Source organism: Olivibacter sp. XZL3 (genome assembly GCF_004368405.1).
Taxonomy (GTDB): domain Bacteria; phylum Bacteroidota; class Bacteroidia; order Sphingobacteriales; family Sphingobacteriaceae; genus Olivibacter.
On sequence record NZ_SBJH01000062.1, the window covers coordinates 1 to 12,352 of the forward strand.

General features: G+C 42.7%; 7 protein-coding genes. All 7 read right to left on the reverse strand.

Annotation, left to right across the window (positions count from 1 at the left end; genetic code table 11):
• Positions 1-1,501: 1,501 nt before the first annotated feature.
• The 7 genes from EPX21_RS22720 to EPX21_RS13235 all read right to left on the reverse strand — a co-directional run bounded on the left by EPX21_RS22720 (position 1,502) and on the right by EPX21_RS13235 (position 12,173).
• Complete coding sequence (locus EPX21_RS22720; RefSeq protein WP_166670760.1) at positions 1,502-2,245, reverse strand: hypothetical protein; 744 nt, start codon at positions 2,243-2,245, stop codon at positions 1,502-1,504.
• A gap of 547 nt (positions 2,246-2,792) precedes the next feature.
• Positions 2,793-3,884: an acyltransferase gene (locus EPX21_RS13210; protein ID WP_134090167.1), complete on the reverse strand. Its 1,092-nt coding sequence runs from the start codon at positions 3,882-3,884 to the stop codon at positions 2,793-2,795.
• 158 nt (positions 3,885-4,042) lie between these two features.
• Positions 4,043-4,891, reverse strand: a complete 849-nt coding sequence (locus EPX21_RS13215) for an endonuclease/exonuclease/phosphatase family protein (protein ID WP_134090168.1) — start codon at positions 4,889-4,891, stop codon at positions 4,043-4,045.
• 101 nt (positions 4,892-4,992) lie between these two features.
• Positions 4,993-6,759, reverse strand: a complete 1,767-nt coding sequence (locus tag EPX21_RS13220) for a RagB/SusD family nutrient uptake outer membrane protein (RefSeq protein WP_134090169.1) — start codon at positions 6,757-6,759, stop codon at positions 4,993-4,995.
• A gap of 100 nt (positions 6,760-6,859) precedes the next feature.
• Positions 6,860-10,375: a SusC/RagA family TonB-linked outer membrane protein gene (locus EPX21_RS13225; protein ID WP_134090170.1), complete on the reverse strand. Its 3,516-nt coding sequence runs from the start codon at positions 10,373-10,375 to the stop codon at positions 6,860-6,862.
• A 93-nt stretch (positions 10,376-10,468) separates the two neighbouring features.
• Positions 10,469-11,458, reverse strand: a complete 990-nt coding sequence (locus EPX21_RS13230) for a FecR family protein (protein ID WP_134090171.1) — start codon at positions 11,456-11,458, stop codon at positions 10,469-10,471.
• Positions 11,459-11,582: 124 nt separating this feature from the next.
• The gene (locus EPX21_RS13235) at positions 11,583-12,173 is read right to left on the reverse strand and encodes an RNA polymerase sigma-70 factor (RefSeq protein ID WP_134090172.1); all 591 of its coding nucleotides are present in this window, start codon (positions 12,171-12,173) and stop codon (positions 11,583-11,585) included.
• Positions 12,174-12,352: the final 179 nt, after the last annotated feature.

Genomic DNA, 12,352 nt, shown 5'->3' on the forward strand with positions numbered 1-12,352 from the left:
AAAAATTAATAAATTTATAACTCGAAAGTCTCCTTAAGGTTTCATCCTAATGTGTCTAATTTAGTTTGAAGACGTACAATCGATTTTATAGAAAACAAATAAAAGATAGTAAGTTAACAATGCAGGACATATTCCATACATACCAATAAAAAGTATCCGATTATTTAATTTTAACAAATTTACATGAAGTATAATCTCCAAAAAAAAAGCAAAAATTATCACCGTTAATGAAACGCTCAGGCAAACTTGCAAAAAAGCGTGCAACCAGTGATCTGAAAAATCACTGGCATATTTCGACCGCTTATGCCCCTGAAACCATACATAATAATATTTTAGCAATAAAGTCTTAAACATATCATCCGTTCTTCTTCGAATAGAAAAATTGACCTTACGGGACTACAACATTAAAAATCTACCGCCCCGCCGTCTTTTCTAATACTATATTGATTTTCTACTATTAGTGCACTTGTTTCGAATCGATCTACTTCCTCAAGCATTACTCATTTCATAAAAAACTGTAAAACGAGCAGGAAAACAACGAAAGCACCGACATATACAATCCAGGCAATGATCTTGGTCCTCTTCGTAATGCGAATACCGAACGCGCTAGGGTCGTCATTATTCATGTCCACACCATAATAATGGAACAGTAAATAGTATAATAGAAGGGACGGTACTATCAAAAATAATATTGAGAATTCCGACTTGCTAAATGTTCCAACAAAACTCACCCCAAATGTTCTTTCTATGACGATTGACAGCGTGGATAATACAAACAACAAAGTTATTGACACTTGAAGAAAACCATGGGCCCAATGATGTGAAAACTGGTGTGCATATTTCGACCGCTTATGACCCTGAAACCATACATAATAATATTTCAGCAATAAAGTCTTAAACATGTTCTCATTTTCTTGGAATAGGTAAATCAATCTAACGGAACAACAACATTAAAAAACCCGTTCATCCGTCTTTTCTAATCTTATGTTAATCCACCAATACTATTCAATTGGTACTTCAAATAGACCACTTAATATCCGTTCAGTACGGAGGCAGTCCAAAAAGAGAATTACTTGTTGTCAAGCGATCTTCCTCAGCAAGCATGACTCATTTCATAAAAAACTGTAAAACAAGCAGGAAAAGGACGAAAGCACCGACATATACAATCCAGGCGATGATCTTGGTTCTCTTCGTGATGCGAATACCGAATGCGCTAGGGTCGTCGTTATTCTTGTCCACACCATAATAGTTGAACAATAAATAGTATAATAGAAGAGACGGTATTATAATAAATAATATTACAAGCTCCCATTTGCTAAGTCCGGCAGACAAACGTACACCCAACGTTCTTTCTACTATAATGAGAAAAGTAAATACAAAAAATATAAGAGTTGCCACCACTTGAAGAAACCCCGACAACCAATAATGTGAAAACTGGTGCGCATATTTCGAACGCTTATGACCCTGGAACCATACATAATAATATTTTAGCAACAAAGTCTTAAACATATTGTTCCCCCTGCATTAACTCATAAAGTTCCCATCCGAAGAGAACGGCGCCGCCCCCCAATGTAATCACTCCGTTTAAACCCGGGATTAATAAAACCCCACCCAAAGCCGCTTGCCCAGTGTCTTGCCAATTCCACTCGCCGGCTTCAAACATCTCCAATACATTTTGTCCCACTCCCAATATCCCAAACGCTCTACTCGCCAAATTAAAGCCTCTTGTTGCCTCTACCTTCGCGATAGCAGCAGCAACCGCGGCATGGTCTGCAGCCAATCCCAGAGAGGAAAGCATCAGACCAAGGGCGTCCTGCGCCGTGTATTCGGCACGTACTGTGATAACGACCTCCTCAAGCTCTCCTTGATCAACCGTCCAAACAAATTCTCCATTGACCCAGCTCCAATATCCTGCTTTCGAAAGAACCTCTCGGGCAATACTCCAATCAACGTGATTTCCGGCACCGCCAGATCCTGACCCACTTCCGCCGCCGGAGCCACCTGTACCTCCACCCCCTCCTCCAACAGGGCCTCCTCCCCCTACTGTACCACCATCCGATCCACCTCCCGGCCAGGTCGCATCAATCACAACTTCATCAAGCCATCCCCCATCAACCGGAGGTTCCGGCATGGGTACACTATTATCGCCACCATTACCTCCAGCAATTTTTGAAGTACGTTGATAATCCATTAGTTCAATCTCTGATAGAACCTCATCAATAGTTAATCTTCCGTTCTTTTTCATTTCTTTTGGTATTATTGTTCAACCATAGTAAAATTATCTATATTCTCAAATATACAAAATCATACAAAAACATTAGAAATATTTCTCACTTTTTCTCATAATCACAGCAATCTACTAATAAATCAACCTTTCCTAAAACGAGAACCGAAATTGAATTAGACAAGGAACTTGTTTTACTTTCAAATAACCATCCCCGCATGCTGTACTAAAAAAAAATCTGATTTTATTCTTAAATTGTTGTCTTGTCTTCGCTTTCACGATCAAAATCCTAAAAATTCGCAATTTCTTTGAAGCAAGATAACACCAACTTGGATTTTTCTAGGCACTTTCTTTGGGGTGAGTCGAGGTTTATGCGGTCAAAACCCGGACTCATCCTAGACTCAATTTAAAGAGAATTTGTAGTAACCGGAAGAAAGTACCTGAAAGGTACTGACATGGTGTAGAGATGGATTTTGATTATGAAGAAGAAATACTAGGCGTCGTCAATATGGCCGCGTCTGCGTATAAAATATTTGCTATGTGAGAACATGATCCAAGGCGAATCAGATCAAGACGACCGCAGCCAAGCACGCCACCTCTTTGCATTGAAATAATTACGTATCGGCAAATCATAAAAAATCATGGCTAGATAAGCGAGCCCCAGCGAAAAAACGGTTCCCGACAGCATAATAAGGATCAGTTCTGACCGGGTCACCTGGTGCGTACTATAGTAATTCCCAAATATCCATATCATGGGAATATGTGTCATGTATAAAGGATAGGATATTTTACCCAAAAAAACACAGCACTTTCGAATGCCTTCGGAAAGCCTGGTCCCTATGCCTAAAACTATCAACAGGGGAAAGTAAAAAATGATAATCAGTGCTTCCACTAACCAGTTCCATTCGAAGTAGGGCATTAAAAAGGCTAGCAACAGTAGTATGGAAAGGCCGAGGAAACTCAGTTTATTTTTGATAACCCAAGCTGAACGGTACACTAAAAGACCGGCTAAAAAAGAGTAAGCAATACGAGCAGCCCCGTCCCACGCGCTTTTGCCATCCCAACCGCCAATCAAGGTACCTGCCTGAAAGCTCACCCAGCCAAGCCAAAGTGCCGCCAATGCCCACCATATAATTAACATGCGGCGACTTATTTTATAAAGCCAGAACGCATAGACAATATTGGCCAGATATTCGAAAAACAAGGACCAAGACGGCGTATTCAACCCAAACAACCCAAAACCGCGGTCGGGCATAACCGGATAAGGAATCAATAAAATGGAGCAAACGAAGATGAGTGAAAGTTGTCCAACACCATAAGTAATATCCGAAAAGGGATCCATCCAAACACCTATGAGTCCGAGAATAGACCCTAACAGTACCAGAGGGTGTAACCGGATCAGCCTCGCCTTAAAAAACTGCCACAGGCCAAGCTGCTTTATCCGTTCATCGTATGCATAACCAATCACGAATCCAGATAAACAAAAGAAAAAATCAACCGCCAAAAAACCATGACCCAAAAAATTCTTACTGTAATCGGGATATACAAATTCGAGGAAATGAAAAACCACAACGCTTATTGCCGCTACACCCCGCAGGCCATCCAGTAAGTCGTAATGCGGTTTACTTTGTAGCGAATTGACGTTGGAACTTTGTACCATATTGCCGCAGTTTGGTTAAGGCTACATAATTAACCTATTCAGAGCAAAAGCTATTCAAATATTTTGGCATATGATTCAGTTAAATTGCTTTCATGAAACAAAGCGCAGTTACAAAAAAACCCTCCATCGCGGAGGGATTTTTGTGGAATATTACAATATCACTTAATTTCCAGATCTACCATTACCGGAAAGTGGTCGGAAGGATATCGCCCCAAAGAGCTGTTCGTCAAAATTCCATATCGCTCCGCTACAAAATCTTTGCTTATAAAGATATGATCAATGCGCGAGTCCCGATCTATTAAAGTCGGACGGAAACCATTGAAAGTGGCGTTATCACTCAACTTAATTTTAGCTAGCTGATAAGAATCACCTAATATCCCTGATTCAGCTATTACCTGATAACTTTCATTATGTTGATCCACGTTTAGGTCGCCCGTCAATACCGCAGGTAGGTTCCCGGCTATCGTTTTTATTTTCCTTAGGACTAATTTGGCACTTTCCTTTCTTGCCTCTTTCCCTCTGTGATCAAAATGAGTATTAAAGTGATAAAAAACCAGATGTGTTTGCTTATCTTCAAATTTGGCCCAAGTACATATACGAGGTAAAGCAGCATCCCAACCTACATTTGGATTATCCTGATCCGTTGCTGACAACCAGAACATGCCATCATCTAAGAGTTTAAAACGATCTTTTTTATAAAAGATAGCAGAAAACTCCCCTTTCTTATCACCGTCATCCCTCCCCTTCCCAACATAAGCGAATGCAGGCAAAGCAGCAGACAAATCATTCATCTGGTTCACCAAAGCCTCCTGAACACCGAAAAGGTCAAAATCATAAAAGCGGACCAAATTGAACAACTGATCCTTTCGGTGTTTCCAATTATCCAGAGAATCGCCCGGATTGTCATATCGGATATTATAGGTTGCCAAACGGATTTGTTGAGCTCTTGATTGAAAACCGATCAGCACAAAAGCGATTTGTAGTAATAAAATATTTAACAGCTTCATTGAATATAAATTAATAGTTTTTAGTTTTTAGTGATCGGAAATCAGACATCGGCTTTAACCCTTGCCATTAGCTGATTACTGATCTCCTATTACTGATAATTTTACCATCCGGGATTCTGACTCAAATTTTCATTTTTGACAATCGCCGTTGCCGGAATCGGGTATAAATATTGACGACCGTCTTCATACCAGGTTCTCGGCTGTGTCTTAAACCATTCCAAATGATTATTTGTTGTTAAAGTTTGATAATTTGTACTCGAGCCACCGATAGCCACCCGTGCGCAACCTGGGGGTACCGTTACGGTAGGCCCACCGGTATTACCATCATAGAAAACCACATCATAAGTGCCGTTATGATCTAAATCCATCAGCACATTCAACGCCGGCACATAGATGCCCGACCATTCCAAATTGGCCATTAACTCGCCACGCTTCCACCGTTTCAGGTCATTAAAGCGAAAGCCCTCTAAGGCCAATTCCACTTGACGCTCGCGACGGATCTCCAAAATAATGGGGTTGTTAATGTCGGGAAAAAAGGTTTGCTGCAAATAGCGATCGACAGCAGTGGGCAAGATATTCAGACCACCGGTAACGCCTGCTCTTGCACGCAAAGCACCGATCGTCTGCGCCCAATCTGCATCCGTTATCGTGCCAAGCTCTGCCTTTGCTTCCGCTAAGTTCAATAAAACCTCTGCATAACGCATTAGCGGAATGGCATTGATATTGTAGGCGCCATTATCATAATAAGGATCATCCAAGGTATACTTAATCGGCTGATAACCGGTATAGGTATGACTACTGAAGTTAGGTGGTGCGGCTACACCCGCCCGCTGATAACCGGGAGTCCTTATCAATTGCGCTAGGCGATAATCGCGGTTCTGACATTCGTCGAAGAACGCTTCTTGCTGAAAGCCTGCCCTATCCGTATAAGGTGTACCATCTAAATTCAAAATCGTGTTGATAAATGGACGCACCAAACTATAACGCGGGCCATAGGTCGCTGATGTCCACCACCAGTTCGCACTGCTCATTACGGCGAGGTTACTGCTCATACCCACGGCTAACATCACTTCCTGGGTAACGGGGGCATCGCTAATAAACAAGGTCCGCTGTGAAGCCTCTACCCCTGCACCCGTATATAAAGAATGAGGTCCCTGCTCCATTAATTCCGTAGCTGCATCAACTACATGTTGATAGAAGTTATTGGCGCTTTCCTGCAAACCTAACTCGGGGTGATATTTGCGAAACGAAGCCTCAAATAAAGCGGCGCGTGTCTTTAAGCCCAAAGCCGTCCATTTGGTAATGAGTGTACCATCCGAGCTGGTAGACGAAATATTTTGAAAGGCAAAATCCAAGTCTTCCATTACATGGTTCATAACCACGGTACGTGAATCGCGTGCACCATATAAAATAGCATCCTCATCGATATCCAAGGCATGATCCACCCAAGGCACATCCCCAAAACGGATAACCTTATCTAAGTAAAAATATGCGCGGAAAAAGCGTGCAATCCCGAGGTAATTATTTCGAACCGCTTCACTCACATTAGGGTCGTTACAATGCTCAATAAAGTAGTTGATGTTACGTAAATTGCCCCAGCTCCATCCATCGCTCGTTTCTGCTGAATAACCGCCCTCACGGATAAAACTATTCAGATTATTGACGGCCCCATAATCGGCCATTGCATCCATATTATAAGCACTGCCTGCATCTGGCAGCATTTCATAGAAAGAATAACTATAGGTGGCCAAACCACTCTCGGTGCCAAAGATGTCTTCTTCAGTCGCGGTAGCTTTGGGCGTTTCATTCAATTCGCAGGATGAAAACACTATTGCTGCCATTGCCAATAAAATCCATTTTTTCTTCATTTTTTTACATATAAATTTGCTTCTCCCGGTATCAGCTCTAAATAGCGACCAGCTTTTCCGTTTTTCGCTAGCAATTTCTTTACACATGATTATTTATATCTTAAAAATTAATTAACAGGTTAAAACTCACGCTACGCATACTTGGGTAATTAAAGCCATCGCCTGAATTGGAATCACTCACATCCTCATCGGACTCACCGATATTCGCTACGTCGATATCTTTGGTGTGCTTGTAAAGCGGCGACCAAGTGAAGAGGTTTTCGCCGGAAAGACCTACGCGTACAGCCTGTAGACCGGCCTTTTCTATGAAGGCCTTCGGCAAGTTGTAACCAATCTGTAAATTTCTTAAGCGTAGATAAGCGACATTCTGAAGGTAACGTGTTTGTGCCGTACTCTGTACAGAAGTATTATACCCTGCATACCGTGGCAAGTACGCACCCCTGTTATCTTCTGTCCAATAGTTATTCAGATGCCATGTCGGCAAATCGTTGTACGGCCGATTGAACTGCCCCCAGAAAATTGATTCATTACTTGGATACCAATGTTGCCTGCCCACGCCTTGGAAAAAGGCAGAGAAATAAAAATTACTGTAATTCAAGTTCAAATTGAAGTTGTAAATGTAACGGGGCTCGGTATTACCGATAATCGTTTTATCGCCATGATCGCCAAGCGTGTTCGAGCCATAATCAATGACGCCGTTACCGTCTAAGTCAGCAAAGCGCACATCCCCGGGATACACAAGCCCTGAATTTGATGATTTGATGAGCGTCTGTGACGGTGCCGCGTCTATTTCTTCCTGCGACTGGAAAAGCCCTTGCGTTACATAACCCCAGATATCTCCTACACGCTGCCCTGCGTAATAGTCATCGATGACCCCTGTACTGTTGTTGTAACGGTCAATCGTCGAGCGGTAATCTGCCAAACCTGCTTTCACACTGAAATGGAACGGCTTGCTGGCTATATTAAACTGATCGCTATAGCCGATAGCTATTTCATAGCCATTGGTCGTCAGATCGGCATAGTTGCCTTTTGGTGAGGCTGCGCCAAAAACGTCTGGCAACGTCGGCCCAACCGTGTACATATCTAGCGTTTTGCGGGTATAGATATCTCCGGTGAATGTCAGCTTATTATTCAGAGCCGAAAGGTCCAAACCAAAGTTAGCCGTACGCGCCGTTTCCCAAGTTAAATTGTCTGGCAATACCGTAGGCACTCTTGTAACTGGGTTCTTGGCACCATTCAGGACTAAGCCCTGCGTATTAATATTATAGGTGTTCAAGAAGGTATAAGGATCGATATTTCCATTTCCTAACGATCCATAAGAAGCGCGCACTTTCACATCGGAAATTGCCCTTGGGTTGACGTTCCAGAAAGACTCTTGAGAGAGGCGCCAACCCACCGACGCAGAAGGGAAGAAGGCCCATTGTTCATCAGTTGGAAATTTCGACGAGCCGTCGTAACGTCCATTCACTTCGAACAGGTATTTGTCCTTATAAATATAATTTGCTCTAAAAAACACGCCCGCAATCCGGTATTTATTGTAGGCCGCCGTAGCGGTTACCGATTCGCCCAAAGCGAGATTGATATTCTCTGTATTTTCTGTAAGCAAGCCATTTTTCGTAATATAGGTAGCGTCGTACGTTCGTTGCTCATAATTATAACCTACCAGACCTTTAAAATAATGGTCGCCCCACGTTTTCTCATAATCCGCGTATAGATTGGTAAACATGTAGCGGTCCTTTTCCGAAATCTGATAGATATTATCATTGAACGAAGTCTGTAAGAGCAACGTTTCTCCTTCTTTTACGCTATAAGGCACCGGTACCCTTATCCGGGTTGAGCTGTAATCGCGGTTACGGAATGTGAAATCACCACGGACGTGGAAACTGTTATCGAAAAATTTCGTTTCAAAAGAGGTTGTATTTCGCAAATTATCATTTTGCGTATCCACCCCATTTTTGCCGTAAATAAAATCGCCTACCGTATAAGCCGCTGAGTAAGAAAGCGTGCCATCTGGGTTGAAAATCGGCGATGTCGGATGCCCTTCATCATCAATATTGCGCCAGATATTACCCCCTTCGCCAGCTGTTTGTGGATCATGGTACTTTGACAAGTTATAATCCATATTATTGCTGATCCGCAACCAGTCGGTTACCTGCAAGCCACCCTTTGCACGCAGGTTATAACTGTTATAATTGTCGGTATTATAGCGATAAATACCGTTATAATCATATAGCCGTCCAGAGAGATAAAAGTCGGCCTTTTCAGTTGTACCAGAGACCGATATATTGTGGTCGTGGGCCCATGTTTTGTCTTTTAACAGGGTGCCATAATAATCTTCATTGCCATAGTATACATACTCGCCATTTTCATTAACCGTCACCTCTTCCGTAATCCCCTGCTCTTTACGTCGCCTGAACTCTTCCAGCCAATCAAGGGTAAAGATTTGGGTTTTGTTCAACTTACTAGGTACTGATGAGTAGTTATTCCAAGCATTATAAGCCTCAAAGAAATGCGAAGCATAGGTATAGCCATCTGTGACAAAATCCGGCCGTGTTGTCAAATCTTGTAAAGAGGTGTTACCACTATAAGTGAATGAGGTCTTTCCCAAAGCTGCTTTTTTAGTGGTGATCAGCACGACTCCGAAAGTACCTCGCGACCCATATACCGCAGCTGAAGAAGCGTCTTTCAGTACGGACACCGATTCGATATCGTTGGGATTCAAAGTAGAAGGATCGCCCTCTACACCATCAATCAAGATTAATGCACTTCCTCCCTGTCCGATGGAGGTGGTCCCGCGCACATTATAGCTGGGCGAACGGGTGGGCTTTCCGTCCTGCAAGTTGATGTTTAGGTTAGGTATCGCCCCCGCTAACATTTGGGTGGCGTTGGCTGCTACCCGGCCTTCAAACACTTCGCTTCCTACCTGATCGACCGCACCTGTCAAGTTCACTTTCTTTTGAGTACCGTATCCCACGACCACCACTTCATTCAGTTCTCCGCCCTTGGCTTTCAGTTGAAAATCTGCAACAGTAGGTTTTCCTTCTCCCACTACTACACCATCACGTATCAGCGTTTCAAAGGAAACGTAAGACACTTCCAGGGTATAGGTGCCTGCCGGTATAGATATTAAATAATTTCCCTCCTCGTTTGCAACAGTGCTTCTATTTAGTTCGCGGATACGGACACTCGCTCCGGGCAAGGCCATGCCCTGCTCGTCCACGATTTTTCCCGAGAGTGGCATCATTTGTCTTGGCGGGTTATAGGTAACCACCAAATTGTTCCCTTGTTGCTCATAACGGGTATGTGTCTGTGCCGATATTTTTTTCAACGCTTCTGCCAAGGTTCCCTCCACTTCTAGAGAAAGGGGTTGATTTTTAGGAATAGCACCATCGCTATATACAAAACGGAAATCACTTTCCTGTTCGAGCTGTTGCAACACTTCTTTAAGTGATTTGTTACGGACATGTAGTTTGACGTTTGTCTTTGACAGCTCTTGCGCTTTCGCTGTATTGGCACAAACAAGACCATAGCTCCACAGCACAACCAACATAGCAAAGCAGCAGGCGCCAATCGCTTTCAGCATAAAAATTAGATAGTTAGGTACGCTCTTTTTCATTGAAATAATTATTAATGTATCGTTCGTTTTTAGGCATTACTTATAAATGTGTTATTCTCAATTGTATGCATTAAAGCTATTGTCTTCCACGATTCACTTAATGTAAACCTGGTCGTTTTCGATGTTATAAGTAAATGGACTACTTTTGCTCAGCATATCCAGCACTTTATTGATGGCTAAGCCCTTAAACTCGCCCGTAAAGCGGCGCTTTAACAAGGCTTTGTTGTGAATGTGAATATGTACGCCATACCATTTTTCCAACAAAGCGGCTACCTCTTCAAAACGCTGCTCATTAAAAGCCAACACTTCTTTACGCCAAAGCCCCCAATAATCCTTTTCCTGGATTGCCGAAACTTCGCTTGTCGCTGTCCTTTTATTGTAATTGATTTTTTCTCCCGGTTTCAAAAGCGACGAAGAGGATCCGTCGTCAATGCGCACTGAACCCGTTATTAAGGCTACAAAAAGATTTTCATCTTCTTCAAAGGCTCGCACATTGAATGAAGTGCCCAATACGTACGTTTTCAACTGCTGACTGCGGACGATAAAGGGCCTTAACTCGTCGGGCGCTACCTCAAAAAACGCTTCCCCGATCAATTCGATTTCCCGTTTATCCTTGTTATACGTATTATCGTAGCGCAAGACGCTCCCTGCGTTCAAGTGAATCTGCGTGCCGTCCGGCAACGTGGCTTTCTTCTTTTCGCCGTAGTTCGTTTTAATCTCAGCAATATGGGATGCTTCCGCCGGCGCAAACTTCACCTGTTGGGACGAGCGGTAAAACAAAGCCAACCCAATTAACACCACAATGCTTGCTGCTGCGGCCCAGAAAGGAGCAACCCTCCGCTTTGTCGGCCTTTCAGGTATCACGACTTTGCCCATTACTGAAGCAATCCGCCTTTTTCCCGCGGGTGTTAATGGCGCATACTCAAAACACTCTGTTTCAGCCCATAGTTCGCGCAATAGTGCTTCCACGTGATCCTTATACTCAGGGTCCTGTAGCAGGCTAAAAAACAGCGCCTCCTCCTGACTATTTAAGGATTGATTTCTATACTTCCTAAACAGTTCTTGTAATAAAGTTTCATTCATCTATTAAGATGACAGAGCGCCCCCTTAAAAGAGCTACGCTCAACAATTAAGCTTTATTTAAATATTTGTTAAGAGAATGTAAAGAGGCGCAAACTAGCCGAAAGCATAGACCAGGATAATAGATTTATTTGTTAGTCCAAAAGGAATAAAGAACAAGAAAAAGCGTTTGCTCAGCGAGGGACTTGCGTAGAATTGAATAGGATTTCTTCAATTGATTCTTTACCGTATGGATGGAAAGGTTATAACGGTTGGCGATTTCCTCATTACTCAAGCCCTCGTCGCGCTTCGAAATAAATATTTGTTGGCATTTTTCAGGCATTTGTGCTACCGCTTCGTCCACCCAGCGATAAAGTTCGATACTATCGCTTGTCTCAGCTTCTATTAACCAGTCCCTTTCACGCGCATAGTGGGCTTCGCGCGCGGCCCTTGCATTTAATTCCTTCAATAAATTGATGGCTTTGTTTCTTCCCAAGGTATACATCCAAGCGGCTATCGAATCAATTTCTCCCAGACTATCCCTCCCTTCCCAAATCTTAACAAAAACATCCTGCGTGATCTCTTCTGCCAGCTCCGTAACATTTACCAAGCGAAGGATAAATTGGAACACTCTTTCTCCATAGCGCATCATTAAGCTTTCTAATGCATATACATTGCCCTGCTTAATCTCCGACATTAGTTGTTTTTCTTGCTGCCGAGATATGACTGGTTGATTCATAAGACACCCTTTTTCAGATTATGGGGCAAAAGTAAGCATGCAATATTATCTTAATGTTATGTTGGGGAATTGTATAGAAAGGAAGGTATAATTTGTCGCTTAATGGCAGCGACACCGCCAACTACTTTTTTCATCCAAGGAAAAGAACATATATTAAAAGTAACAAAAAAACCTTCCGT